Raw genomic sequence first — 25,656 nt, forward strand, 5'->3', positions numbered from 1 at the left:
GAAGTGCGCCCTGAAGCCAGGAAATTGATCAAGAAATAGCCAATCTCAACCCCGATCGCCATCATCCCCACCGAGCCTGGAATCTGGGAGCGTCTGGCCGGCCCGGTGCAATATCCGGGTGAGAGGGTGTTTACAAAATGCCTGCACTCGGCAATACAGCGTTGAAATTGACCTCAAAATGCTCATTTACCCACGTAAACTGCGCTTTTGGACTCGCAACATCCATGTTGCTCGCTCTTTGAGCAGCAGAGCTGTCCAAATCGGCAGTCCTGCCGATTTGTCGTTCAATTTCGCTCTGTGACCTACATGGATGTAGGAAATGCGTTAGCCCGCCTGGAGCGGGCTTCGCGCTTGCCTTCGTTCGCCTGTTTTGTAAACACCCTCTGATCGGACACTGCGGGCTACTCGAAGGAGAAGCTTCTCAGCCTCGGTGCCTGTCCGTCATCGATACGGATATCCCAACCCTGATCCGCTCGCCAATCACCGAGCACGAAGCGTTGTGCCGCTTCGCCATCGACCTCTAGTTCGTGCACGTCGGGGCGGTGAGTGTGCCCATGAATGAGAATGCGCACCTGGTGCTCCTGCATGGTCTTGACGACCTCCTCCGGGGTCACATCCATGATGTCCTGAGCCTTGTTGGAATTGGCCTCGCCGGATTGACTGCGTAGATTGCGCGCCAGTTCGAGACGCTCCTGCACCGGGAGTGCCAGAATTTGGCGCTGCCACTCGGGATCACGGGTCATGGCGCGAAATTTCATGTACTCCTCATCCCGGGTGCACAGGCTGTCACCGTGCATCAACAACATGCGCTCGCCATCCAACTCCAGCAAGTAAGGGTCGGGCAGAATGGTGGCTCCGGAGGCTTGGGCAAACCCTTCGCCGACCAGAAAGTCACGGTTGCCGTGCATGAAGTACAGCCGTGTGCCGTCGTCGCTGAGCTGCTTGAGCGCCTTGATGATGGGCGCCTCGAATTCGCCTTGTACCTGGTAGTCGTCACCGACCCAGGCCTCGAAGAAATCGCCCAGTATATAGAGCGCATCGGCTTCCCGCGCCTGACGCTGAAGATAGCCGAGGAAGCCCGCGGCAATATCGGGCACTCCAGCATGCAGGTGTAGATCGGAAATCAGCAGTACGGTCATAAATAGCGATCTTATTCGATGATTTCGGCGCGCTGCAGGACGACGTCTTCGGTGGGGACATCGGCATGCATGCCGCGACGCGCGGTGGGCAAGGCCTTGATCTTCTCGACGACATCCATGCCCTCGACCACTTTACCGAACACGCAATACCCCCAGCCCTGCAGGTTCTTGCCACGATGATCGAGAAATTCGTTGTCGGCAACATTGATGAAGAACTGTGCAGTTGCCGAATGCGGGTCCTGGGTGCGCGCCATGGCGACGGTACCCGTGCTGTTTTTCAGGCCGTTGTCCGCTTCGTTGTCGATCGGATCACGGGTAGGCTTTTGTTCGAAGTTGGTATCGAAACCACCGCCCTGCACCATGAAACCGTCGATGACGCGATGGAAGAGCGTGTTGTCGTAATGGCCGTCACGCACGTACTGTTCGAAATTGGCCGCAGTCTTCGGGGCGTTGGCGTGATCCAGTTCGAGATGAATGTCACCGTAATTGGTGTGCAGGACGATCATGAAAAGTTTCCCAAGCAATCTGAATGGTGCGCCTTGGCGAAGCGCGCAAGCGTCGCGCTATAATAGCGGTTTTGAATCGATGCGCGAAGGAAACACCCGCCATCGTTTTGCCATTCGCGATTCACAGAGGTTCATCGATCCCCCATGAGCACCGAGAGCACCAGTGCCCCGAACTTCATCCGTAACCAGATTCTCGAGGAGATCGAGGCGGGTACCGTCGAGACGATCGTTACGCGATTTCCCCCAGAACCCAACGGTTTTCTGCATATTGGCCATGCCAAGTCGATCTGTCTGAATTTCGGCCTCGCCGAGCAGTTCGGTGGCGACTGCCATCTGCGCTTCGACGATACCAACCCTGCCAAGGAGGAGCAGGTCTACATCGATGCCATCAAGGCGGATGTGGAGTGGTTAGGCTTTCACTGGGCGGGCAAGGTGCGCTTCGCCTCGGATTATTTCGACCAGCTCTACGCCTGGGCGCAGCATTTGGTGCACGAAGACAAGGCCTATGTGGACGATCTTTCCGCCGATGAGATCCGCGAATATCGTGGCACCTTGACCGAACCGGGCCGGCCGAGTCCCTATCGCGAGCGCAGCGTGGAAGAGAACCTGGATCTGCTCGAGCGCATGCGCAAGGGCGAGTTCGCCGAGGGCGAGAAGGTGCTGCGGGCGAAGATCGACATGGCGTCACCCAACATCAACCTGCGCGATCCCACTCTCTATCGTATTCGTCACGCCAGCCACCACCAGACTGGCGACAAGTGGAAGATCTATCCATCTTACGATTTCACTCATGGCCAATCGGATGCCATCGAGGGGGTGACTCACTCCATCTGCACATTGGAGTTCGAGGATCATCGACCGCTCTATGACTGGTTCCTGGCCAATCTGCCGGTGCCGGCCAAGCCGCGCCAGATCGAGTTCGCCCGGCTGAATCTCGACTATACCGTGACCTCCAAGCGCAAACTCAAGCTGCTGGTGGATCAGGGTATCGTCGATGGCTGGGACGATCCGCGCATGCCGACCATTTCCGGCATGCGGCGGCGAGGCTACACGCCGGGATCGATTCGCAAGTTCTGCGACATGATCGGGGTCACTCGGGCGGATGGTGGCATGGTCGAGATCGCCATGCTCTATCACGCCATTCGTTCCGATCTCGAGGACAACGCGCCGCGGGCTATGTGCGTGCTGAATCCGCTCAAGGTGGTATTGACCAATGTGCCGGAGGATCACGAGGAGGTCTTCGAGGTGCCCGGTCATCCCGCGCGGGAGGACATGGGGCTGCGCAGGCTGCCCTTTACCCGGGAGATATGGATCGATGGAGAGGATTTTCTGGAGGAGCCGCCGAAGAAGTTCTTCCGCCTGGCGCCGGACAAGGAGGTGCGTCTGCGCAACGGCTATGTGATTCGTTGTGACGAAGTGATCAAGGGGGCGACTGGCGAGATCGAAGAGCTACGCTGCAGCGTGGATTTCGACACCCTGGGCAAGAACCCGGAAGGGCGCAAGGTCAAGGGGGTGATCCATTGGGTCAGTGCGGATCATGCGGTGCCCGTCGAGGTGCGTCTCTATGACAATCTGTTCCAGGTCGAGGCGCCGGACAAGGATCGCGATGTCGACTTTCTCGAGCATCTCAGCGACAACTCCCTGACAGTGGTGCAGGCCTATGGCGAACCAGGCCTTGCCGACGTGGAGCCTGAAACGCGTTTTCAATTCGAGCGGGTGGGGTATTTCTGTGCCGATCGGCATGCCGCCGCCGAAGGGCGATGCGTCTTCAATCGCACCGTGGGTCTCAAGGATACCTGGGCCAAGATTCAGAAGAAGGGCTAAGCGTCATATGCAGATCTATAACACCCTGACCCGGCGCAAGGAGCCTTTCGTACCCATCGAGCCGGGCAAGATACGCATGTATGTGTGCGGCATCACCGTCTACGACTACTGCCATATCGGCCATGCGCGGGTCATGGTGGCCTTCGATGTGATTACACGCTATTTGCGCAGCCGAGGATTCGAGGTCAACTATGTGCGCAATATCACCGATATCGACGACAAGATATTGAAACGGGCTGAGGAGAACGGCGAGAGTATCGACAGTCTGACGGAGCGTATGATCGAGGCCATGCATGAAGACGAGGATCGCCTCGGTGTGCTGCGCCCGGATCATGAGCCGCGGGCGACGGCACACATCGATGAAATCCTGGCGATGATCGAGCGCCTGATCGACAAGGATTTCGCCTATTCTGCGGATAACGGCGACGTCTACTATCGGGTGCGCCGCTTCGAGGGCTACGGCAAGCTCAACAACCGGGACCCGGACGAAATGCGTGCCGGTGCTAGAGTCGAGGTGGACGAGTACAAGGAAGATCCGCTGGATTTCGTGCTGTGGAAGGCCGCCAAACCCGGGGAAGCCAGTTGGTCGTCGCCCTGGGGAGACGGGCGCCCAGGGTGGCATATCGAGTGCTCGGCGATGTCGACCCGCTGTCTCGGCGATACCTTTGACATTCATGGTGGCGGGCCGGATCTGACCTTTCCGCACCATGAGAACGAGATCGCCCAGAGCGAGGCGGCCACCGGCAAGCCCTACGTCAATACCTGGATGCATGCCGGAGCGGTGCGGGTCGATCAGCAGAAGATGTCCAAGTCCCTGGGTAATTTCTTCACCATTCGGGAAGTGCTCGAGGTGCACGACCCGGAGGTGGTGCGCTATCTGCTGCTGGCGAGCCACTACCGCAGCCCGATCAACTATGCCCCGGATGCCTTGGTCGAGGCGCGCAAGTCCCTGGAGCGTTTCTACAATGCTCTTGAAGGCGTAAGTCCCGTTCAGGGAGAGGTGGCATCGCGATTTGCGGACCGCTTCACCGTCGCCATGGACGACGATTTCAATACGCCGGAAGCGTTGGCGGCGCTGTTCGAACTGGCCCGGGAATTGAATCGGGCCAAGAAGGAAGCGCCGGATCAAGCACCGGCATTGGCGTTTGAACTCCTGCGTTTGGGGGCGGTCCTGGGGTTGTTCTCCCAGGAACCCGCGACGTTCCTCAAGCTAGGGGCTCAGACGTTATCGATTTCCGAGGCGGAGATCGACGCCAGTATCCAGGCGCGAGCCAATGCCAAAAAGGCCCGGGATTTCAAAGAGGCCGATCGCATACGCGATGAGCTGGCGGCCCTGGGCATCGTGCTCAAGGATTCCCGGGAGGGTACGACCTGGGTGTTCGAGCAATAGACCGGGAGGCTGGCTATTGGTCCATGCCGTCGTGCAATTCGGCGGCGAATAGTGTGTTTTCCAGTAGCGAGGCTACCGTCATGGGACCGACCCCGCCCGGCACCGGCGTGATATGGCTGGCCCGGGCGGCGGCAGGCTCGAATTCGATATCACCAATCAAATGGCCATTTTCCTGACGGTTGATGCCTACATCGATGACGATCGCACCTTCCTTCACCCATTCGCCCTTGATCAGCCCGGGGTTGCCCACTGCCGCTACCAAGAGATCGGCGCGCCGGACGTGCTCTTCCAGGTCATGAGTGAAGCGGTGACAAACCGTGGTGGTGCAGCCAGCGAGCATTAATTCCAGGGCCATGGGGCGACCGACGATATTCGAGGCGCCCACCACCGTCGCGTTCAAACCGCGTACCTTGAGGCCGCTTTCCTGCAATAGCGTCATGACGCCCTTTGGCGTGCAAGGCCGCAGCATGGGCAGGCGCTGCGCCAGACGACCCAGATTGTAGGGATGAAAGCCATCCACATCCTTGTCCGTGCGAATGCGCTCGAGAATCGGACGCTCATCCAGGTGTTGGGGTAACGGTAGCTGTACCAGTATGCCGTCCACTGTCGGGTCGGCATTCAGGTCATCGACGAGCGTTTCCAGCGCTTGCTGCGAGGTATTTTCGGACAATTGATGCCGAAAGGAGTGGATTCCTGCTTCCTCACAGGCGCGATGCTTGGTGCGCACGTACACTTCGGAGGCTGGATCCTCGCCTACCAGAACGACGGCGAGGCCAGGAACACGACGCCCATCCTGATGCCTTGCTTGTACCTGGCGGGCGACCTGGTGGCGTACCTTTTCGGCAATGGCCTTGCCGTCGATCAGTTGTGCGGGCATCAAGAGTTCCTGTCGTGTAGTTCAGTCGGGCAGTTCAATAAGTCTTGCCGTAAACCTTGCCGAGGAGATAGCGAGATGCGGATTTTCGCATGCGCAGCGCTTTGCTCAAAGCCTCTTGCGGCTTTGTCTATCGAACGGACTTGACCGCAAGGCAATCTAGCGTAGAATACGCAGCGCTCGACGACGCCTCAGGGCTATCGTCTGGGCGCCGGCAATAGCCGACGGGGTATAGCGCAGTCTGGTAGCGCGCCTGCTTTGGGAGCAGGATGTCGGGGGTTCGAATCCCTCTACCCCGACCAACTCATTGAGTGGCTTTAAGTATTTGTTTCGATGGGATTGCAGGCGAGTGTCTCGAGCCATACCATGCGCCTATAGCTCAATCGGATAGAGCAACGGCCTTCTAAGCCGTAGGTTGCAGGTTCGAGTCCTGCTGGGCGCGCCAATGTCTGGCAAGCACCAAATGAAAGACATACTAAGCGTTCCCAGTTAGTGTCGATGATCGATATGGTGGATGTAGCTCAGTGGTAGAGCCCCGGATTGTGGCTCCGGTGGTCGTGGGTTCGATCCCCATCATCCACCCCATATCGTTCGACCAGCAGTACCCGTATCATGGTGGATGTAGCTCAGTGGTAGAGCCCCGGATTGTGGCTCCGGTGGTCGTGGGTTCGATCCCCATCATCCACCCCAATCTATCTCGTGGGATTTTTATTTAGCTCCTTGCATCCTTCTTTTTTTGTTGAACTCCTGTATCTGATGCTGAATCGCTCTGACGCTGAGATGTCAATGAATTCAGTGATTTCCTCGCTTACTCTTGCAAGTCTGTTCACTCATCCCCATTGAAGCCATAATACCGTGCTTGCCAGCACGCCGCGGGATTCTTAAAATCCTGCACTTTTAAATGCATTTACAAACGCCCAGCCGGTTAGAGGACCTTTCATGCAAGTTTCCGTCGAGACGACTTCACAGATCGAACGCCGCGTCACGGTTCAAATACCCGCTGCAGAGATCGATCAGGCTGTTACTGCCCGCCTCCAGGACACTGCAAAGAATGTCCGCCTGAATGGCTTTCGTCAGGGCAAGGTCCCGATGGCCGTGGTCAAGCAGCGCTATGGTCGGGACGTTCGCAATGAGGTAGTGGGCGAAATGATGCGCCAGCATTATGTCAAGGCGATTACCGAGCATAGCCTCAATCCCGCCGGCTACCCAGCCCTGGAACCGACGGTGAATGAGTCCGGCAAGGATCTGGAATTCGTGGCCACGCTGGAAATCTATCCGGAAGTCGAATTGGCCTCCATTGAAAACACCGAAATCGAGCGCCCGGTAGCCAACGTCGAAGACGCCGATGTCGATCAAATGATCGAGACACTGCGCAAGCAGAATGCCAGCTGGGAGCCGGTTGAGCGCGCTGCTGCGGATGGGGATCAGGTCAAGATCGACTTCAAGGGCTATCTGGGCGACGAGCCCTTCGAGGGCGGTGAAGCCGAAGGCCATGAACTGGTGTTGGGCTCAAACAGTTTCATTCCCGGTTTCGAAGAGCAACTGGTAGGCGCCAAGCCCGGTGATGATCTCGAGATCAAGGTCACGTTCCCCGAGGATTATCAGGCCGAGCATCTGGCCGGTCAGGAAGCCACTTTCCAGGTCAAGGTACATCAGGTCAGTGCCCAGCAACTGCCGGAAATCGATGATGAATTCATCAAGCAGTTCGGTGTCGAAGATGGTGACAAGGAGCAGTTTCGTGCCGAGGTGCGCAAGAACATGGAGCGCGAGGTCAAGCAGGCCATTGATAATCGCGTCAAGCAGCAAGCGCTCGAAGCGCTCAAGGATGTCAACGACATCCCGGTGCCTGCCTCGCTGATAGAGCAGGAAACCGAGGGGCTCAAGCGTCAGGCGGCGCAGCAGTTTGGCCTGGGAGACGATTTCGATGTCTCTCAGTTACCTGATGAGCTGTTTGCCGATCAAGCCAAGAGTCGGGTACAGATCGGTCTATTGTTGGCGGAAGTGATCAAGGTTCATGAGCTGGATGCCAGTGACGACGAGATCAAGGCCAAGGTCGAAGAGTTGGCCCAGCAGTATCAGCAGCCTGAGCAGGTGATCGAGTATTACCTCAAGGACGAGCAGATGAAGAACCAAGTCAAGTCTGCGGTGCTCGAAGAGAAGGCGGTTGACAAGCTGTTGGAGCAGGCCCAGGTTAAGGACGTCGAGATGTCCTATGAGCAGGCACTGAAGGCGGCTCAGAAAGGCGACAAGGAAGACGATGATGAGGCGGATGAGAGCGCCTCAGCACAGGATTGAAAGCTGGGCTAGATACAACGCAGGACCGACCCGGCTAAGGCCGGGTCGCTAGTCAATGGCGCTCGTAGAGCGCAAAATAGACATGATTTTCAAATCATCGGATCAGGGTGGTCACGCAATGGGCAACGAGTACGATATTCAGAACGCTGGCGGTCTGGTACCGATGGTCGTCGAGCAGAATGCACGCGGTGAGCGGGCCTACGACATCTACTCACGGCTGCTCAAAGAGCGGGTCATCTTCCTTGTCGGTCAGGTGGAAGATTACATGGCCAACCTGGTGGTGGCGCAGCTGCTGTTTCTCGAGTCGGAAAACCCGGATAAGGACATTCATCTGTACATCAATTCGCCAGGCGGCTCGGTAACCGCCGGTATGTCGATCTACGACACCATGCAATTCGTCAAACCCGACGTCTCGACGGTATGTATCGGTCAAGCCGCGAGTATGGGAGCGTTATTGCTGGCGGGTGGCGCCAAGGACAAGCGTTTCTGTCTGCCGCATTCACGGATGATGATCCATCAGCCACTGGGCGGTTTCCAGGGGCAGGCATCGGATATCGAGATTCACACCAAGGAAATTCTCAACATCCGTCATAAACTAAACAAGATTTTGGCCGATCATACAGGTCAGGACATCGATACTATCGCCCGCGACACCGACCGTGACAATTTCATGGATGGTAAGCAAGCGACGGAATATGGCCTCATCGACGCTGTGCTGGATAAGCGTCCTGTATCCTGATGATGTAAATCATATTTTCCTGCATATTCTGGCGGTCGACTTGGACCGCCTCAGCCAAGAGGTACGCTAATGGCCGACGGCAAAGGCAAAGACAAAGATGAGGGAAAGCTTCTGTACTGCTCGTTCTGTGGCAAGAACCAGAATGAAGTGCGCAAGCTGATCGCTGGCCCGTCCGTCTATATCTGCGACGAATGTGTCGACCTGTGCAATGACATCATTCGCGAGGAAGTCCTCGAGGCCGACGCAGAAGGTGACGAGGATCGGCTGCCAGCGCCTCGTGATATTCGCAATACGCTGGATGATTATGTCATCGGCCAGGATCGTGCCAAGATGGTGCTGTCCGTGGCGGTCTACAATCACTACAAGCGTCTGCGGATGGGATCGAAATCCGACGATGTGGAATTGGGCAAGTCCAATATTCTGTTGATCGGCCCGACCGGCAGCGGCAAGACGCTACTCGCCGAAACACTGGCGCGGTTACTCAATGTGCCGTTCACCATCGCGGATGCCACGACTCTCACCGAAGCGGGTTACGTGGGTGAGGATGTCGAGAACATCATTCAGAAGCTGTTGCAGAAATGCGATTACGATGTGGAAAAGGCCCAGAAAGGCATCGTCTATATCGATGAAATCGACAAGATTTCGCGCAAATCCGACAACCCTTCCATCACTCGGGATGTGTCCGGGGAGGGTGTACAGCAGGCTCTGCTCAAGCTGATCGAGGGCACCACGGCGTCAGTACCTCCTCAAGGCGGGCGCAAACATCCGCAACAGGAATTTCTTCAGGTCGACACGGGCAATATCCTGTTCATCGTCGGCGGCGCCTTCGCCGGTCTGGACAAGGTAATCCGCGATCGTGCCGAGAAAGGTGGAATCGGCTTCAACGCAACGGTCAAGAGCAAGGATTCCAGCAAGGGTGTAGGCGATATATTGCTCAACGTGGAACCAGAAGACCTGGTCAAGTTTGGCTTGATTCCCGAATTCGTCGGGCGTCTGCCGGTGATCGCTACCTTGACCGAGCTGAGCGAGGACGCGCTGGTACAGATTCTTACCGAGCCCAAGAACTCGCTGATCAAGCAGTATGCCAAGCTGTTCGACATGGAGCATGTCGAGCTCGACTTCCGCGAGGATGCACTGCGTGCGGTGGCGCGCAAGGCCATGGCACGCAAGACTGGCGCTCGCGGTTTGCGCTCCATTCTCGAGTCCGTGCTTCTCGATACCATGTATGAAGTGCCTTCATTGGATAGTGTGACCAAGGTAGTGATCGACGAATCGGTCATTACCGGTGAGAGTGAACCCTTGCTGATCTACTCCAGTCAGGAGGAGAGCAAGGTGGCCAACAAGGACGGTTGATCGAGTATTGCGTCATAGGGGGCTAGCGGCCCCCTTTTCTTGTTACAGGACTCGCGTTTAGCGCGCCTTGGTGGTTGTAAAGCGCTTTTTCGCCCCCATCCATAGCGTTATTCAGTTAGCGCTCTTGGCGCATAATCCCCCCGTTTCTTGAGGAGCTTCTGCGATGCAGCAGAATGCCGAACAGACGTTTAGCCTGCCCCTTCTTCCGCTGCGGGATGTCGTCGTCTATCCGCAGATGGTCATTCCCTTGTTCGTTGGTCGAGAGAAGTCGATTCAGGCACTCGAGGCCGCCATGGAAGCCGATAAGCGCGTGCTGCTTGTGGCGCAACGCGAGGCGGGCCAGGACGATCCAGAGACCAGCGATCTCTTTGCCGTCGGCACCGTGGCCGAGATCATGCAACTACTCAAGCTCCCGGATGGCACCGTCAAGGTGTTGATCGAGGGCACCTCTCGCGCCGATGTTCACGAAGTCCAGAGTGTCGAAGCCGGTTACAGCATCGCCGAGATTGCACTGCGCGAGAGCGAGCCGCTCTCCGAGCGCGAACAGGAATCCCTGGTACGCGTGCTGCTCAATCAATTCGAGCAGTATGTGAAGCTTTCCAAGAAAGTGCCCAACGAGGTACTCAACTCCCTGCAGGGCATCGAAGATCCGAGTCGCCTCGTCGATACCATTTGCGCGCACTTGTCTCTGAAGATCGGTGACAAGCAGGAGTTGCTCGAGATGGATCGGGTGCGTGACCGCATCGAGCACCTGATGGCGTTGATCGAGTCCGAGATCGACCTGTTGCAGGTGGAAAAGCGCATTCGCTCCCGGGTCAAGGACCAGATGGAGAAGTCTCAGCGCGAGTACTACCTCAACGAACAGATGAAGGCCATCCAGAAGGAGATGGGTGAGCTTGAGAATGTGCCCAACGAGGCCGAAAAGTACGAGAAGGCGATCAAGGAGTCCGGCATGCCCAAGGAGGCAGCGGACAAGGCTAGCCAGGAGCTGGGCAAGCTGAAGATGATGGCGCCTACCTCTGCCGAGGCCACCGTAGTGCGTTCCTATCTCGATTGGCTGATATCGGTCCCTTGGAAGAAGCGCACCCGGGTCAAGCATGATCTCGCGCATGCGGTGTCGGTGCTCGACGAGGACCATTACGGCCTGGAAGAGGTCAAGGAGCGCATTCTCGAATACCTGGCCGTGCAGAAGCGCGTCAAGAAGCTCAAGGGGCCAGTACTGTGCCTGGTAGGGCCGCCCGGGGTGGGCAAGACGTCACTTGGACAGTCCATCGCGCGAGCGACCAACCGCAAGTATGTGCGTCTTGCTCTTGGCGGCGTGCGGGACGAATCCGAGATTCGTGGTCACCGTCGTACTTATATCGGTTCCTTGCCCGGCAAGATGATTCAGCGCATGAGCAAGGCGGGGGTCCGCAATCCGCTATTCCTGCTCGATGAGATCGACAAGATCGGCATGGATCATCGCGGCGATCCTTCCTCTGCGTTGCTCGAAGTGCTCGATCCGGAGCAGAACAACACCTTCAGTGACCATTATCTGGAGCTGGATTACGATCTCTCGGATGTCATGTTCATTTGCACCGCCAACTCGATGAATATCCCTGGGCCACTATTGGACCGCATGGAGATCATTCGGCTTCCAGGCTATACCGAGGACGAAAAGCTGGCCATCGCCAATCGCTACCTGGTATCCAAGCAGCTCAAGGCAAATGGCTTGAAAGAAGATGAGCTGAGCTTCTCCGATGACGCCGTAATGGAGATCATCCGTTATTACACCCGCGAAGCCGGGGTGCGCGAACTCGAACGCCAGATCGCCAAGGTGTGTCGCAAGGTCCTGCGCGAGCGCGTCGAGCAGGAAAGCCAGGAGGGCGCCTTGGCGCCACGTGTACTGGCTGCTGCGGATATCGAGGCCTATGCCGGGGTGCGCCGCTACAGCTATGGCCTGGCGGACATGGAGCACCAGGTGGGACGTGTCACTGGCTTGGCATGGACGTCCGTTGGTGGCGAGCTGCTGAACATCGAGTCGGTGGTAACGCCGGGTAAGGGACGAGTACACAAGACCGGTTCCCTGGGGGATGTCATGAAGGAGTCGGTGGACGCCGCCCATACCGTGGTGCGTGCCCGAGCGGTGGCCATGGGGATCGATCCCGAGCGCTTCGAAAAGGAAGACCTGCATATCCACGTCCCCGAGGGCGCCACGCCCAAGGACGGTCCTAGCGCGGGCATTGCCATGGTCACTGCCATGGTGTCGGCCTATATCGAGCGGCCGATTCGTTGCGATGTGGCGATGACCGGGGAGGTCAACCTGCGTGGCGAGGTCATGCCCATTGGAGGGCTCAAGGAGAAATTGCTGGCTGCTCGGCGCGGTGGTATAAAGACGGTGCTCATTCCAGAAGAGAATCGTCGCGATCTCAAGGAAGTGCCGGATAATATCAAGGATGCACTTGATATCCATCCGGTGCACTGGATAGATGAGGTTCTTGATCTCGCACTGGTGAATAATACGGATGCTAATGGTGACGATAATCGCTCGGACGAAACCGCGCCTTCCAGTTCGATAATGAGTACTCATTAAAGCCGCCATTGTATATTGCCATATGTCAAACGTTGAAATGGCGCGGGTTTGCGCCTTAGTTGCTTGACATGAGTTTTACGGCATTGCTATAAATTGCGTTTTACTGTGATGGTGCTAGTTGTCTAAAACAAAGCATTTAATTCCAGTAATTCTTGAAACAGTCAAGGGGTGAAAAGTGAATAAATCTGAGCTGATCGAAGCTATCGCAGCATCTGCCGATATTCCCAAGGCGGCGGCGGGTCGTGCACTGGATGCGATGATCGAGTCTGTCACCGACAGCTTGAAGAAAGGTGATTCCGTCGCCCTGGTTGGGTTCGGAACGTTCACTGTCAAGGAACGCGCTGCACGTACTGGCCGTAACCCGCAGACAGGCAAGCCGATCAACATCAGTGCGGCCAAGGTGCCTAGCTTCAAGGCAGGCAAGGCTCTCAAGGATTCGGTCAATTAAGAGTTGGTGTTCAGGGGTGAGCGCAGCATTCATCTGGCGGTGATTTCACAGTGCCATTGGTCGACACATGGCAGTCAACATGCTCACCTTGTCACCCGTAGTCACTCATGACCTCCAGGCCAGGCGTATCGTGTAAGCGATACGCTTTTTTATTATTTCGTCTACAGCATCCGAGGTTAGCATGCTGCAACAAATCCGTGATCGCTCCCAGAGCTGGATCGCCAAGATCATCGTCGGTGCCGTGGTCGTCGCGCTTGCGCTTTTTGGCATCGAATCCGTGGTGGGGCTATTCACCAGTGGCGCTGACGACGTTGTCGAAGTCAATGGCGAGCCCATCACCCGGCAACAGATCGAGATGGAGGTTCAGCGTGGCATTCGCTCGGGCCAGGTCCCCCCGGAGCAGGAGCGCCAGTTACGCAACCAGGTCACTGAGCAGTTGGTGACGCTCGAGCTGCTCGATCAGTACATTGCCAAGGGCGGCATGCATGTCTCGGACCAGCAGCTCGATCAAGTGATCGTCAATCGTCGCGAGTTCCAGGATCAAAATGGCGATTTTTCTACCGAACTGTTTCGCAACCGTCTCGCCAGCGCGGGATATACACCACTCTCATTTCGTCAGCAACTCAAGAACGATCTCATGCGTCAGCAGTTGCAGCAGGGCCTGACGAACAGCGATTTCTTGCTGAATAGCGAGCGTCACCGACTCGCCGAACTGCAGAATCAGACGCGCAGCTTTCGCTATCATGTGCTCGAGCCGCAAGACATCGATGCCGAGATCGATATCACCGACGCCGATATCCAATCCTATTATGATGCGCACCAACCGGAATTTCGCCGCCCGGAAGAGGTCCGCTTGAACTATGTCATCCTCGATCAGGCGGATCTCGCCGATAGCATCGATATCGACGATCAGGCGCTACGCAAGGCCTACGCCGGGCGTCAACGCAACGCCGAGCGACGCGTATCGCACATCATGATCACCTACGGTGACCAACGCTCCGAGCAGGAAGCACGCCAGCGTCTTGAAAAGGCTCGCGAGCGTCTGCAGCAAGGGGATGACTTTGCGGATCTGGCCGCGGAGTACTCGGATGACGAGACAACCGCCGATGACCAGGGCGATCTCGGATTCATCAGCCGTGGTTTCTTCGATGAAGCGTTTGAAGAAGCTGCCTATTCGCTCAAGCCGGGTCAGGTCTCGGATATCGTCGAGACGAACAACGGCCTGCATTTGATCAAGGTGACGGAGCTGGACCTGCCCCCTTTCGAGGAGATGCGCGATACGCTACGTCAAGAACTGGCATTGGAACAGGCCGGTGATCGTTTCAATGAACAGGCCCAGCGCCTCATCGATGAGAGTTTTGCCGCGGATGATCTGGCCAGTGTCGCCGAGGATCTCGGGCTTGAACTCCAGCACAGCGACTGGGTGTCTCGCGAGGGGACCGAGGGCGTGCTGGCAGAACCGGGGGTAATGGCGGCGGCCTTCGAACCGGACGTGCTCAACGAAGGCTATAATAGCGAGGTGATCGAGCTCGACGAGCAGCGGCGCATGGTATTGCGGGTAGCCGAACACCGCGAGGCAACGACCTTGCCGCTGTCCGAGGTGCGTGCCCAGGTACGTGAGCAGGTCAAGGCGAACAAAAGGCGTGATGCCCTGCGCGATCGCGCCAAGGAACTCGCGGCGGCATTGAAAAATGGTCGCAAGCCTGAGCTCGAATGGCAAGAGGCGGATCAGGTGTCGCGTCAGGGGACACAGGAAGCGGGTACAGATATCCCGGAGCCGGTGTTGGACATGGCCTTCAAGCTGCCCAAGCCTGAGGAGGGCAGTGTCTACGGTCAAGCCGCGGTCGGTGAAGGCGTTGCCTTGATTGCACTGACCGACGTCACGACGGGTGACCAGGCCGCCGACTCCCAGATCAACGCATTCGCTAGCCAGCTGACCGAGCGGCTCAGGGCTCAGGCAGCGGTGGAAGGACTGCTGGAAACGCTGCGTGCCGAGGCCGATATCGAGCGGCTTTGAGCGACAGCGCCTGCTTCGATCATGATCCGAGCGCGGCCTTGCCGCGCTCTTTTTTATCTCAAGTCGCCACTTCCAGGGCAGCGATTCTACGCAAGGCGTCGTCTCGATGGCTCCCGCAGAGTTCTTTGTCGTAGTCAAAACGTCGGCACACGGCTGGACGGCGTGGATCGCCGAACAAGCGGCATAAATTGAGCGAGTCGAGCTGGACGCAGCGTGCTCCAGCGGGCTTGCCCCCAGGCATCCCAGGGATAGCTGAGCTGATCGATGGCGCTATACAACAGGCACCACAGCCGGGGCGGCATCCGGTGCCATCGCTCTGCGTTGTCATGCTGTGATCGCTCATGCACTCGCCTCGGCTATAGCTCCCTTGCCGATGCCTTCGAAGGCCTGTACGCGCACAGTCTGGCCGCAATCCCGCGCTATCTGATCAGCCAGCCAAGCGGCGATATGCTCGATGCTGGTCGATACGGGGAGTATCTCGCAGCGTTCCCGAGGCAGACGGAGCAGGAAGCGTCCTTGTTCAGCGCGATATCCCAGCGTTAACCGATCGCTGGATTGTTTACCTCCACTCTTTGCAGAATCCTCCAGGATGTCAGCGGTATCCACCAGATAGCGATCATTCAGGCGTTGTGCCCAGCGAGCCTCCAGCTCCGGTTGCCGTTCTCCGTTGCACCAGATATGCAATCTCGAACGATGGCCATGAGCAATGCGCTGATCGTTGCCAGTATGGAGTTTGAGTCCGTGACTGAAGGTATAAGCCGCTTCATCGATGAGTTCCTCATGCAGGCTCAGTCGAATGCCAAGAACACGAGGCGGCGGCAATCGCGAAAGTGCCTCGCTGTAATGAGCTGCGAGGCGTTCCAGACTGATCCCGCTCCAGGGCAGTAGAGTGAACGCCTGCCTCGGCGCCTTTATTTCCATGGCGTAGGGTAACGTCGTCCGAACACATAGACCCTCCGCACATTCCTGCACGCTCAACTGAGGCGCTCGAGTGGGTACAAGGAGCGTTTGATTCATGCTGGCGTTCAGCCGAGATTGGATCCAGGACGCCACATGATCAGAGTCGAACAGCACTCCATCTTCACCGAGTTCACCGATGAATTCGGCATCGACTCTCCAACTGGCGCCAATCAATCCCCGCTGCGAACACCATAGTGAAACATCAAGTTTCGTCAGATCATTGACGAAAAGCGTCATTGAAGGATCTCCAGGATCTCGTGCGTTGGAAGCCTGCCCAGGGGCTCTTGCCGTGTCAATCAGAAGGCATCATGCACATTGAGTGTGCTCGCAGTCCTTTTAAAGCAAAAGGCAATATCATGATTGCAACGTGATGGCCGAAGGTTGCGCATTGTACTCATTAGATGCGGGGCGCGGCCAGATATGCCTTGAGTGCAAAAGGTCGTTGGCCTTGCCAAAAACCATGACGCTGTCTAAGCCATGGTGGGGCTGGTACTAGGCGATGGCTAACGTTACTCTCGTGTCAGCCTTTTATTGTCAATCAGGAATGCGCATGGCGACCATCGAACATAGTGCGGTGTTGCACGCCCCACCGGAGAGGGTTTTTGCCTTGCTTGAGCAGGTCGAAAACTTTTCTGATTATTCCGATCACATCAAAAAGGTAGAGTCACTCGGGGGACACCGTTACCGCTGGCATATCCATGCCGTGGGAATGGATTGGAGTTTTGACGTCAAGGTGACGGAGATCAGGCCGCCAGAGGTGCTGGCCTGGGAGTCGATAAACGGGGTACACAATAGTGGGCGCTATGACCTGCTTGCCGTGCCGGAAGGTACAAGGGTGCGTCTCACCGTCGAGTATCAGATTCGCAATCGCCTGGTGAACAAGGCGGTCAACAAGGCAGCGGGTCCGCTGATCAATCAAGTGAGCCGACAGATCCTTGAGCGCGTCGAGGCGCGTTTATAGGCTGGAGCGACCCGAAGTAACCCGATCGCGGCCTTCACGCTTGGATAGATACATACGATGATCCGCGGTGCGCAGCATTTCATCCGGTGTTTCGAAGTCGCCACCATCCAGGCTGGCAACCCCAATGGAGGCGGTCACGAACAGTGTCGTCTCGCCATAGCGCACAAGAGGTTCAGTGCGCAGATGGGCGCAGAGTTGGTTGGCGAATTCCGTCGCACTCTTCAGATTATGTCCCGGCAGGATGGCGATGAATTCCTCGCCGCCGAAACGACCGACGATCATGCCGTTTTGACTGACTCGATGAAGAAGCTTGGCAAACGACTTGAGCGCCACATCGCCATGATGATGGCCATGTTCGTCGTTGATTCTCTTGAAGTGATCGAGATCGATGAATATCAGCGCGAGCGGCAATGCTTCGCGTTGCGCCTTGGAAAAGTGCGCCATGAACAGGCGGGTCAGATATTGCCGATTATACAGGCCGGTGAGCGTGTCGAAGCGTACCGCTCGATCCAATCGGGCATTCAATTTGCGCTGACGCTTCAACTCGTTTTCCTGTTGATCAACTTGCTGATGAAGCTTCAGGTTGCGCTCCAGCAGTGTCTGCTTGCCTTCGAACAGCAAACGCTCGGAGTCGACCCGTTCGGGAGGGACGACATCGAACAGTTCGGCAATCATGGGCAAGCGCGACTGGATGTTTTCCAGCAGTGCTGCTCGACCTTCTTCCTCACCTAACCAGGGCTCGATAAGGGCCAGGGTTTGTTCCTGGTCCGCGGCCAGCAAGAGATCCGCCAGACGCCCCGAGAGCATGACACACTCACTGCCACATAAAATGCGCATCTGCGCAGGATAATCGTGGCTACGTCGGATCCAGTCTCGACAGCGTTGGGACAACCCCCAGCTCGCCGCGAGCCAGGCGCCGACCTCTGTATGATCGGCACCCAGGCCATTGCGTTCGCGGTGGCTGACCTCGTCGTGCCGACCAAGATCGCCCACGATCTCGGCATAGGCCGGGCCCTCGATGGTATCCAGCGCCAACATGCCGATATCCTGTAGCAGGGCCGCGGTGAAAATGCTGTCGGTATCGAGCTTTCTGGGTAGGGAGCGCGCCAGTTCCTGGGCAGCCACGGCGCTGGTCAGTGAGCGTTGCCAGTAGTAGTGCAGATCCAGCCCTTCAGGCTTACTCGTATTACCGTAACTACGCGCCAGGCTGAATCCCAGTGCCAGCGAGACGGTGAGCTCCATACCCAAGCGCTCCACGGCTTCGCGAAGCGTTTCCGCGCTGCGTGACTGGGCGTAGTACACCGTATTGGCCAGGGAGATAAGGCGTGCTGTCAAGGCGGAGTCGTGTTGCAGGGCTTCGATGATCGACTGCAATCGAGCATCCGGATCCTGAGCGAGTTCGATGACCCTGAGCACGGCGGACGGCAGCGAGGGCAGCTCATGACAGGCATCGAGAGATTCACGTAGCGCGTTGTTAATCAAGTGATCGCTCCCTGCATGAGAATCATCGTGGTACTTGTTGAGTGCAATGGGGCATGAAAACAGGCTCAGGCGCTCGATGCGACGCTACCCAGGCTTCCCACGCGTGACTGTCCATCGGGGCCATACAGTGCCTGGCCGGCGGCATTTCTGAGAAAGTCTAGAATACGTTGATTCTGATTCAGCCGTGCGCCAATCAATAATCCATTGAATTGATTGAGCTGTTTGGCATGTAAGGCGCGCTCACGAAACGCAATCCACGCCTCCAGGCAGTTGGCATCCGCCGCGGCAGTCTCCGCTCCTTGACGACCCTCGCCGTAACCCAGTTTGCGCTGAGCGCCGAGGCGCTGGGTCTCGAGTCGTTCCAATTGCTGAATGAGCGCCTGCTTGTGTCTGGCTTGTTCCGACAACCGCTGACCATCCACCTGGGCCGAAGACAAGCTTTCTTGCTCGGCCTCCAACAGGGCAATGAGGGCCTCGAGGTGTTTGCGCTGACGTGCGATATGTTGCGCCAGACTCATGGCGGATGACTCTCCTTACAATACGTTAATCGGAACGCCCCAGCAGATCACGAACGCTATCGATCAGACCATCGGCGATACGTTCAGGACGAATATCCAGACGACCTTCGCTGATTGCCTGACGAATTTCGGCAACGCGTGCCGTATCAACGTCATGGCTGGTGTCACTGACACCGCTATTGAGATGCGCGACCGACGCCTTGGGTGTGGTCGATGCCTGATCGACATCGTTTTTTTGGTTCGAGGCGGTCTTTTTAGCCCCATCGTTCAAAGAGACGGAGTGCAAAGACGGGTTGCTATCGATCTTCATGGGAATATCCTTTCGAAAGTGCGCTTTCCCAGACTATCGGCCATTCTGCGCACAACTTTAAGCCCGCACTGGCAAAAAGATGGCAAAAAAATGAACTTGCTTTCTAAAACTTTGGCGCGCATCTCTAAAAAGCCACTTCGAGTCGACCACGCCCCGTCACGATTGCTCTGAGATGATCTCCGCCCTCGATGCTCAAACGTACCGCTTCGCCAAGGGAGCCGTGGTCGAGCGCTTTTGCCTCGCGCCTGACGCTGAAGCCATTGCCTCGCGCAAGCACCGTCACTTTGCTGCCTCGCGTGACCAGCCTCTCCCGACGTAAATGATGCGTCTGCAGCAGCGATCCGGCTCGTAGCGGACGCGCCGCGCTCAACCCAAGCGCATCATCGATATCGAGAAGGGCGTGGCGCGGCAGTCTTTCCAGGCGTCCCTCGACAAGTTTCACGTCCGCAGGGCCAATTCTGGACCCGGCCTCGATATCCCGTGCCGTTACCACATGATCGACCAGCACCGAGACCTCCGCCTGCAAATAGCGCGTTTGGCTCGTTTTGCTATCACAACGCACGCCTACCGAGACCCGTCCATAAAGGCGTTGCTCCGGGTTGGTCAAGAAGGGCTGCGGATCGCGACACTCGCCCAACCGCGCGGCGCCGGGGTGAATGTTGATCTCGACATCCCGACCTAGTTCGCGAGTGTGCTCTACAAGAAAGGCATGTACACGCTGATCGAGCAGACGCTCGCTGTCCGATGCCAACGCCTCGTTCGCAACGAACAGGCTCATCGCCCAGCACAGCAACACTCCGACTAGCCTGGGAGCGCCGGTGAATATTTTTTCGGCATGACGTTGGCTGGGGTTTGACTGTCCTGCTGACCGCACGATGACTCTCCTTCGATCGAATGATGCCGATTCTAGGAGAATGCGTAAAAGCTCATGCGAAGAAATGATGGACAAATCGTGGCTTGTTTTTTCCTTTGGGCGGACGGCCGGGCGTCTATTCTCCACCCTGAATCTTTCCCCATTGATTCCCTATCGAACACCAGGGAGCCTGACGATGTTAGACAAGCTCGATGGCGCATTACGCTTTCACCAGGAAGCACTCAACCTGCGCGCCGAACGGCAAAAGGTGTTGGCCAGCAACATCGCCAATGCAGACACGCCGAATTACAAGGCGCGGGACATGGATTTCTCCGGCGAGCTCTCGCGGGTGATGAAGCAGGGCCGTGCCGAGGGTAAGGGCCTGGCGCTGGACACCACGTCCAACCGGCATATTCCTGCTCAAGGGCCGGCGTCCGCTGGGCGCGATTTGCTCTATCGCGTGCCGGATCAGCCCAGCCTGGACGGCAATACCGTCGATATGGACCGCGAGCGTGCGCAGTTTGCCGACAACGCGGTGCGTTATCAAGCGGGATTGACCGTTCTCAATCGCAAGATCCAGGGCCTGAAGTCGGCCATGCAACCGGAGTAACACTAGATGTCAATGTTCAGCGTATTCGATATTTCTGGCTCGGCGATGAGTGCCCAGGCGCAACGCATGAACATCACCGCCAGCAACATGGCGAATGCCGACAGCGTGGCTGGGCCGGATGGTCAGGCCTATCGCGCCAAGCAGGTGATGTTCGAAACCCAGTCCCAGGCGGGAAGCGGCGTGGGTGGGGTGCGGGTCACTCGCATCGTCGACGATCCCACGCCGATGCGCATGGAGTATCGCCCCGAGCATCCCCTGGCCGATGAGGATGGCTACGTGACGATGCCCAACGTGGAGCCGGTCAATGAGATGGTCAACATGATCGCCGCCTCGCGTTCCTACCAGGCCAATGTCGAGGTCATGAACACCAGCAAGACGCTGATGCTCAAGACCTTGACGCTGGGTGAAAACTGATCAAACGCCTTCAAGAGATAATTCATGGCCAATACGATCGATAGCAGTGTCCTGAGTGCGCTGAACCCGACTGCCGCCGCCAAGCCGGCTCAGGGCAGCACCCAGGAGCTGAGTGACAGCTTCATGACCTTGCTGGTGACCCAGCTCAAGAATCAGGACCCCTTGAAGCCGATGGAAAACGCCGAGATGACCTCGCAACTGGCGCAGATCAATACGGTCAACGGCATCCAGGATCTCAATACCACCCTGGAAGGCATCACGGGCCAGATCGATGCCGGCCAGACTTTGCAGGCGACCGCACTGATTGGTCAGGGCGTGCTGGTGCCGGGCAACCAGATACTCTCCGGCGGAGAAGGTGAGGACGATACCGTTGCGACCACGCCTTTCGGTGTTGAACTGGCGAGCTCCGCGGATGACGTCACCATTACCATTACCAACAGCAATGGCGAAGTCGTGAGGCAGTATCTGCCAGAGAAGATGGGCGCGCTGGACAAGGGCGTTCATTCTTTCGCCTGGGACGGCAAGCTGGCGGATGGCACGGCAGCGCCGTCCGGCGCCTATCGCTTCACTATCGAGGCGACTCAGGGTGATGAGCCGGTCAATGTGACATCCCTCAACTATGCCCTGGTGGGCGGCGTGATCAAGTCCGAGGGCGGGCCACGTCTGGATCTGGGCGCCAAGATGGCCTCGGTGAGTCTCGATGACGTCCGCCAGATTCTTTGACGCCAGATGTTAAGCACAAGACTTTCAACATACATAAACGCTTCAACATAAAAAATTAAAACGTAATCAAAAACGCGCAGGAGTAGCACAATGGGTTTTTCACAAGCACTTAGCGGCCTGAACGCCGCCTCGACCAATCTGGATGTGGTCGGCAACAACATTGCCAACTCGCAGACCGTGGGTTTCAAGAGTTCCGGCGTGCAGTTCGCCGACGTCTACGCCGGTGCCAAGGTGGGCTTGGGTACCCGGGTTTCCGCGGTGCTGCAGGACTTCAGTAACGGCACCCTGGAAAGCACCAATCGTAACCTCGATCTGGCGATCAGCGGTGGCGGCTTCTTCCGTATGTCCCAGAACGATCAGGTGGTCTATTCCCGCAACGGCCAGTTGACCATGACCGCCGACGGCTATCTGGAAAATGCCCAGGGCGCACGGCTGACCGGCTTCCCGGCAGGCGCGGGTGCCGGTGCGGAGCCGCAGGCGCTGCAGGTGCCTTCTGCAGCCTTGCCGGCGAATGCCACCACCGGCATCGATGCCAGCTTTGTGCTTGACTCCTCGGTTAATGCGGTAGCTGGACCCTTCGATCAAAATAATACGGATAGCTATTCCTACGCCAATAGTGCCACGGTCTATGACTCTCAGGGCAACAGTCACAATGTCACCATGTATTTCAGCAAGATAAGTGACAACAACTGGGAAGTGCGCCAGTCCATTGACGGTAATCCGGCGACTCAAGATGACGCGGCTACCACAGTGACCTTCGATACCAAGGGCCAGTTGACCACTGGAATGCCACTGACTTTCAGCTTTGGAGGCTTGGGCAATGGCACTGACCCTCTGACCGTTGATCTCGATCTAGCGGGTACCACCCAGACCGGCAATAACTTCTCCCTGGATTCCCTGACTCAGGACGGCTACGCCTCCGGCAATCTGGTGGGCATCGCCATCAACTCCGATGGCAGCATCATGGGCAACTACTCCAACGAGCAGTCCCAGAACCTGGGCACCATCAGCCTGGCCAACTTCCGTAACCCGGAAGGCTTGAAGCCGGTAGGTGACAATGCCTGGGCGGAAACCGGCGATTCAGGCCAAGCGCTACTGGGTAGGGCCGGCACCGGCATGCTGGGCAGCATCGAGTCCGGCGTGGTGGAAACCTCCAACGTCGATCTGACCCGGGAACTGGTCGATCTGATCATTGCTCAGCGCAACTTCCAGGCCAATACCAACTCGGTACGCACCCAGTCGGAAGTGCTCGAAAGCGTCGTGAATCTGCGTTAATCGCCACGCTTGTGCCGGGTCCGATAGGCCCGGCAGGCACTGACATCTACTGGCGCGAGCCAACCGAGCTGAATCAGGAGAGCCGGACCCCATGGATCGTCTTCTTTATACCGCGATGAGCGGCGCCAAGCAGAGCATGGACCTGCAGGCGATAATCAACCATAACCTGGCCAATGCCGCTACACCGGGCTTTCGTGCCGAATTACAGGCCATGCGTGCCGTACCGGTACAGGGCGACGGCTTGCCGACTCGCACCATGGTTGCGGCGACCACCCCGGGCAGCGATTTCAGTCACGGTTCGATCAGCACCACGGGCCGGGAACTGGACGTCGCCATCGACGGCGATGGCTGGCTGGCGGTGCAGACCTCGAACGGTGAAGCCTATACCCGGCGCGGCGATCTGCAGATCGATGCCAATGGCGTACTGACCAATATGGGGCGTCCGGTACTGGGTGACGGCGGGCCGATCCTGGTGCCGCTGGGGGCTCAGGTCAGCATTGGCAGCGATGGGACGCTGAGTGCCCTGGTCGCCGGCGGGGAGCCCAACACCATGGGGCCAATTGGTCAGCTCAAGCTGGTCAACCCGGAACGCGGCAGTCTGGTGCGGGGCGAGGACGGGCTGTTTCGGCCCAAGGCCGGCCCCGGCGTGCTGCAGGCGGACGAGACGGTGCGGGTCATCAGTGGTGCCCTCGAAGGCAGTAACGTCAGTGTCACCGAGACCATGGTCGCGATGATCGACAGTGCGCGACGCTACGACATGCAGATGAAGAGCATCGAAAGCGCCGACGAGAACGCCCAGCGCGCCAATAACCTGTTGTCGTTGAATGGTTAAGCCTTGCGCTGACCGCCGCTTAATTCTACGAGGAATTGAATCATGATCAGATCGCTGTGGACAGCCAAGACCGGTCTCGAAGCTCAGCAGACGCAGATGGACGTCATCGCCAACAACCTGGCCAACGTCAGCACCAATGGTTTCAAGCGCTCCCGGGCGGTATTCGAAGACCTGCTGTACCAGAACATGCGCCAGCCCGGTGCCCAATCCACGGTGCAGGACAACCTGCCCTCCGGCATGCAGATCGGTAGCGGTGTGCGCCCGGTGGCGACCGAACGGCTGCACACCCAAGGCGGGCTGGAAAACACGCAGAACTCCCGTGACCTGGCGATCAGCGGCAAGGGGTTCTTTCAGGTGATGCGGCCGGACGGTACCACCGCCTATACCCGGGATGGCAGTTTCCAGGTCAATCAGAACGGCCAGATGGTCACCGCCAGCGGTTATCCCGTTGAACCGGCGGTGTTCATCCCCGAGAACGCCTTGTCCGTGTCGATCAGTCAGGACGGTATCGTCTCTGTGACCCAACCGGGTACCTCCGAGTCCAATCAGGTCGGCCAGCTGTTGTTGTCCACCTTTACCAACCCGACGGGACTCGAAAGCATCGGCGAGAATCTCTATCTCGAGACCAATGCCTCCGGCCCGCGCAACGACAGCGTACCCGGACTCAACGGTGCCGGCACGCTCTATCAGGGCTATGTCGAGACCTCCAACGTCAATGTGGTCGAGGAGATGGTCAGCATGATCCAGACCCAGCGCGCCTACGAGATCAACAGCAAGGCCGTGCAGACCTCCGACGAGATGCTGGCTCGCCTGAGCCAGATGTGAGACTAGAATCCATGAGCATCGAGCGACCCATGAGACCGCGACCACCTTCTTCTGTTAGCCAGGCGCTGCGCGTGTTGCTGGTGCTTGTGATTCTGTCGGTCGCTGCCGGCTGCGCGCAGATTCCGCGGGCCTCTGTGGTGGGCGAGCAGGAGAAGATTGTTGTGGTCGAGCCGCCACCGCCGCTTGCCAATGGCTCGATCTACCAAGAGGGCCGAGGCTATCAACCGCTGTTCGAGGACCGCCGCCCGCGCATGATCGGCGATATTCTGACCATCGTGCTCGATGAAGAGGTCAGCGCGAGCAAGAATTCTTCTGCCAATGCGGGGCGCGATGGATCGGCAAGTCTGGAACTGGCGCGGCTACCCGAAAAGCTGGATAAGCTCGTCGAGTACGGTTTCGATGTTTCCGGCAACAACGACTTCTCCGGTAGCGGTGGTGCTCGGGCCACCAATTCCTTCACCGGCACCATCACCGTGACGGTGCTGGATGTGCTCTACAACGGCAACCTGCGTGTACGCGGTGAAAAACAGATCGCCATCAATCAGGGTACCGAGTTCATCCGCTTCTCCGGGGTGGTCAATCCGCGCACCATCAGCGGTCAGAACACCGTGCCGTCGACTCAGGTGGCGGATGCACGCATCGAGTATGTCGGCGATGGCTATATCAACGAGGCGCAGACCATGGGTTGGCTGCAGCGCTTCTTCCTCAACGTGTCGCCTTTCTGATCGGCGCCGCA

At 57.7% G+C, this 25,656-nt stretch carries 25 protein-coding genes and 4 tRNA genes; 20 read left to right on the forward strand and 9 right to left on the reverse strand.

Annotation, left to right across the window (positions count from 1 at the left end; all coding sequences use genetic code 11):
• Nucleotides 1–401: 401 nt before the first annotated feature.
• Complete coding sequence (locus tag ACPF7Z_RS16405; protein WP_425194337.1) at nucleotides 402–1,139, reverse strand: UDP-2,3-diacylglucosamine diphosphatase; 738 nt, start codon at nucleotides 1,137–1,139, stop codon at nucleotides 402–404.
• 11 nt (nucleotides 1,140–1,150) lie between these two features.
• Nucleotides 1,151–1,645 carry a peptidylprolyl isomerase gene (locus ACPF7Z_RS16410; RefSeq protein ID WP_425194338.1) on the reverse strand — a complete coding sequence of 165 codons (495 nt, stop codon included), beginning with the start codon at nucleotides 1,643–1,645 and terminating at the stop codon, nucleotides 1,151–1,153.
• Nucleotides 1,646–1,789: 144 nt separating this feature from the next.
• Here ACPF7Z_RS16410 and ACPF7Z_RS16415 point away from each other — a divergent pair, with 144 nt between their 5' ends.
• Together ACPF7Z_RS16415 and cysS are read left to right on the forward strand one after the other, a co-directional pair.
• The gene (locus ACPF7Z_RS16415; RefSeq protein WP_425194339.1) at nucleotides 1,790–3,469 is read left to right on the forward strand and encodes a glutamine--tRNA ligase/YqeY domain fusion protein; all 1,680 of its coding nucleotides are present in this window, start codon (nucleotides 1,790–1,792) and stop codon (nucleotides 3,467–3,469) included.
• Between the two features lie 7 nt (nucleotides 3,470–3,476).
• Nucleotides 3,477–4,859 (forward strand): cysteine--tRNA ligase, encoded by a 1,383-nt coding sequence (gene cysS / locus ACPF7Z_RS16420; protein ID WP_425194340.1) that lies wholly within the window; start codon nucleotides 3,477–3,479, stop codon nucleotides 4,857–4,859.
• Between the two features lie 13 nt (nucleotides 4,860–4,872).
• Here the strand turns inward: cysS and folD are convergent, their stop codons facing one another.
• Nucleotides 4,873–5,736: a bifunctional methylenetetrahydrofolate dehydrogenase/methenyltetrahydrofolate cyclohydrolase FolD gene (folD, locus tag ACPF7Z_RS16425; protein WP_425194341.1), complete on the reverse strand. Its 864-nt coding sequence runs from the start codon at nucleotides 5,734–5,736 to the stop codon at nucleotides 4,873–4,875.
• A 222-nt stretch (nucleotides 5,737–5,958) separates the two neighbouring features.
• On the opposite strand from folD, the gene ACPF7Z_RS16430 reads away from it, so the two are divergent.
• The 10 genes from ACPF7Z_RS16430 (at nucleotide 5,959) to ACPF7Z_RS16475 (ending at nucleotide 15,157) form a co-directional block, all read left to right on the forward strand.
• Nucleotides 5,959–6,035 (forward strand) — tRNA-Pro (locus ACPF7Z_RS16430).
• A 66-nt stretch (nucleotides 6,036–6,101) separates the two neighbouring features.
• Nucleotides 6,102–6,178: transfer RNA gene (locus ACPF7Z_RS16435), tRNA-Arg, on the forward strand.
• 65 nt (nucleotides 6,179–6,243) lie between these two features.
• A tRNA-His gene (locus tag ACPF7Z_RS16440) sits at nucleotides 6,244–6,318 on the forward strand.
• A 30-nt stretch (nucleotides 6,319–6,348) separates the two neighbouring features.
• A tRNA-His gene (locus ACPF7Z_RS16445) sits at nucleotides 6,349–6,423 on the forward strand.
• A gap of 249 nt (nucleotides 6,424–6,672) precedes the next feature.
• Entirely contained in the window at nucleotides 6,673–8,028 is a 1,356-nt protein-coding gene (tig, locus tag ACPF7Z_RS16450; protein WP_425194342.1) for a trigger factor, read from the forward strand.
• Between the two features lie 118 nt (nucleotides 8,029–8,146).
• Nucleotides 8,147–8,767 carry an ATP-dependent Clp endopeptidase proteolytic subunit ClpP gene (clpP, locus tag ACPF7Z_RS16455; RefSeq protein ID WP_425194343.1) on the forward strand — a complete coding sequence of 207 codons (621 nt, stop codon included), beginning with the start codon at nucleotides 8,147–8,149 and terminating at the stop codon, nucleotides 8,765–8,767.
• A gap of 69 nt (nucleotides 8,768–8,836) precedes the next feature.
• The gene (clpX, locus tag ACPF7Z_RS16460; RefSeq protein ID WP_425194344.1) at nucleotides 8,837–10,120 is read left to right on the forward strand and encodes an ATP-dependent protease ATP-binding subunit ClpX; all 1,284 of its coding nucleotides are present in this window, start codon (nucleotides 8,837–8,839) and stop codon (nucleotides 10,118–10,120) included.
• Between the two features lie 163 nt (nucleotides 10,121–10,283).
• Nucleotides 10,284–12,692 carry an endopeptidase La gene (lon, locus tag ACPF7Z_RS16465; RefSeq protein ID WP_425194345.1) on the forward strand — a complete coding sequence of 803 codons (2,409 nt, stop codon included), beginning with the start codon at nucleotides 10,284–10,286 and terminating at the stop codon, nucleotides 12,690–12,692.
• A 175-nt stretch (nucleotides 12,693–12,867) separates the two neighbouring features.
• A complete protein-coding gene (gene hupB, locus ACPF7Z_RS16470) occupies nucleotides 12,868–13,140 on the forward strand; it encodes a nucleoid-associated protein HU-beta (RefSeq protein ID WP_072821993.1) in 273 nt (90 codons plus the stop codon).
• A 181-nt stretch (nucleotides 13,141–13,321) separates the two neighbouring features.
• Nucleotides 13,322–15,157 carry a SurA N-terminal domain-containing protein gene (locus ACPF7Z_RS16475; protein WP_425194346.1) on the forward strand — a complete coding sequence of 612 codons (1,836 nt, stop codon included), beginning with the start codon at nucleotides 13,322–13,324 and terminating at the stop codon, nucleotides 15,155–15,157.
• 58 nt (nucleotides 15,158–15,215) lie between these two features.
• On the opposite strand, the gene ACPF7Z_RS16480 is transcribed toward ACPF7Z_RS16475, so the two are convergent.
• Together ACPF7Z_RS16480 and ACPF7Z_RS16485 are read right to left on the reverse strand one after the other, a co-directional pair.
• On the reverse strand, nucleotides 15,216–15,500 hold the full coding sequence (locus ACPF7Z_RS16480; protein WP_425194347.1) for a YkgJ family cysteine cluster protein: 285 nt from the start codon (nucleotides 15,498–15,500) through the stop codon (nucleotides 15,216–15,218).
• Nucleotides 15,497–16,354 carry a 6-carboxytetrahydropterin synthase gene (locus ACPF7Z_RS16485; protein ID WP_425194348.1) on the reverse strand — a complete coding sequence of 286 codons (858 nt, stop codon included), beginning with the start codon at nucleotides 16,352–16,354 and terminating at the stop codon, nucleotides 15,497–15,499. Before ACPF7Z_RS16485 ends, ACPF7Z_RS16480 begins: the two co-directional genes overlap by 4 nt.
• A gap of 313 nt (nucleotides 16,355–16,667) precedes the next feature.
• Here ACPF7Z_RS16485 and ACPF7Z_RS16490 point away from each other — a divergent pair, with 313 nt between their 5' ends.
• A complete protein-coding gene (locus ACPF7Z_RS16490) occupies nucleotides 16,668–17,078 on the forward strand; it encodes an SRPBCC family protein (RefSeq protein WP_425194349.1) in 411 nt (136 codons plus the stop codon).
• On the opposite strand, the gene ACPF7Z_RS16495 is transcribed toward ACPF7Z_RS16490, so the two are convergent.
• From ACPF7Z_RS16495 to flgA, 4 genes are all read right to left on the reverse strand, one after another.
• The gene (locus tag ACPF7Z_RS16495) at nucleotides 17,073–18,560 is read right to left on the reverse strand and encodes a diguanylate cyclase (protein ID WP_425194350.1); all 1,488 of its coding nucleotides are present in this window, start codon (nucleotides 18,558–18,560) and stop codon (nucleotides 17,073–17,075) included. The two genes, ACPF7Z_RS16490 and ACPF7Z_RS16495, sit on opposite strands and share 6 nt — an antisense overlap.
• Nucleotides 18,561–18,625: 65 nt before the next feature.
• Nucleotides 18,626–19,078 carry a flagella synthesis protein FlgN gene (locus ACPF7Z_RS16500; RefSeq protein WP_425194351.1) on the reverse strand — a complete coding sequence of 151 codons (453 nt, stop codon included), beginning with the start codon at nucleotides 19,076–19,078 and terminating at the stop codon, nucleotides 18,626–18,628.
• 25 nt (nucleotides 19,079–19,103) lie between these two features.
• Nucleotides 19,104–19,388, reverse strand: a complete 285-nt coding sequence (gene flgM, locus ACPF7Z_RS16505; protein ID WP_425194352.1) for a flagellar biosynthesis anti-sigma factor FlgM — start codon at nucleotides 19,386–19,388, stop codon at nucleotides 19,104–19,106.
• Between the two features lie 124 nt (nucleotides 19,389–19,512).
• Complete coding sequence (flgA, locus tag ACPF7Z_RS16510; RefSeq protein WP_425194353.1) at nucleotides 19,513–20,262, reverse strand: flagellar basal body P-ring formation chaperone FlgA; 750 nt, start codon at nucleotides 20,260–20,262, stop codon at nucleotides 19,513–19,515.
• A gap of 175 nt (nucleotides 20,263–20,437) precedes the next feature.
• On the opposite strand from flgA, the gene flgB reads away from it, so the two are divergent.
• The 7 genes from flgB (at nucleotide 20,438) to ACPF7Z_RS16545 (ending at nucleotide 25,645) form a co-directional block, all read left to right on the forward strand.
• On the forward strand, nucleotides 20,438–20,851 hold the full coding sequence (flgB, locus tag ACPF7Z_RS16515) for a flagellar basal body rod protein FlgB (protein WP_425194354.1): 414 nt from the start codon (nucleotides 20,438–20,440) through the stop codon (nucleotides 20,849–20,851).
• Between the two features lie 6 nt (nucleotides 20,852–20,857).
• Nucleotides 20,858–21,265, forward strand: coding sequence for a flagellar basal body rod protein FlgC (gene flgC / locus ACPF7Z_RS16520; RefSeq protein ID WP_425194355.1), 408 nt, complete (start codon nucleotides 20,858–20,860; stop codon nucleotides 21,263–21,265).
• Between the two features lie 24 nt (nucleotides 21,266–21,289).
• Nucleotides 21,290–21,988: a flagellar hook assembly protein FlgD gene (locus tag ACPF7Z_RS16525; protein ID WP_425194356.1), complete on the forward strand. Its 699-nt coding sequence runs from the start codon at nucleotides 21,290–21,292 to the stop codon at nucleotides 21,986–21,988.
• A 90-nt stretch (nucleotides 21,989–22,078) separates the two neighbouring features.
• A complete protein-coding gene (gene flgE, locus ACPF7Z_RS16530) occupies nucleotides 22,079–23,263 on the forward strand; it encodes a flagellar hook protein FlgE (RefSeq protein WP_425194357.1) in 1,185 nt (394 codons plus the stop codon).
• 91 nt (nucleotides 23,264–23,354) lie between these two features.
• Nucleotides 23,355–24,095: a flagellar basal body rod protein FlgF gene (locus tag ACPF7Z_RS16535; protein WP_425194358.1), complete on the forward strand. Its 741-nt coding sequence runs from the start codon at nucleotides 23,355–23,357 to the stop codon at nucleotides 24,093–24,095.
• A gap of 42 nt (nucleotides 24,096–24,137) precedes the next feature.
• Nucleotides 24,138–24,920, forward strand: coding sequence for a flagellar basal-body rod protein FlgG (flgG, locus tag ACPF7Z_RS16540; RefSeq protein WP_425194359.1), 783 nt, complete (start codon nucleotides 24,138–24,140; stop codon nucleotides 24,918–24,920).
• Nucleotides 24,921–24,949: 29 nt separating this feature from the next.
• The gene (locus ACPF7Z_RS16545) at nucleotides 24,950–25,645 is read left to right on the forward strand and encodes a flagellar basal body L-ring protein FlgH (RefSeq protein ID WP_425194360.1); all 696 of its coding nucleotides are present in this window, start codon (nucleotides 24,950–24,952) and stop codon (nucleotides 25,643–25,645) included.
• The last annotated feature ends 11 nt before the right edge of the window (nucleotides 25,646–25,656 follow it).

This window comes from Halomonas sp. GXIMD04776 (assembly GCF_049808615.1).
Lineage (GTDB): Bacteria > Pseudomonadota > Gammaproteobacteria > Pseudomonadales > Halomonadaceae > Modicisalibacter.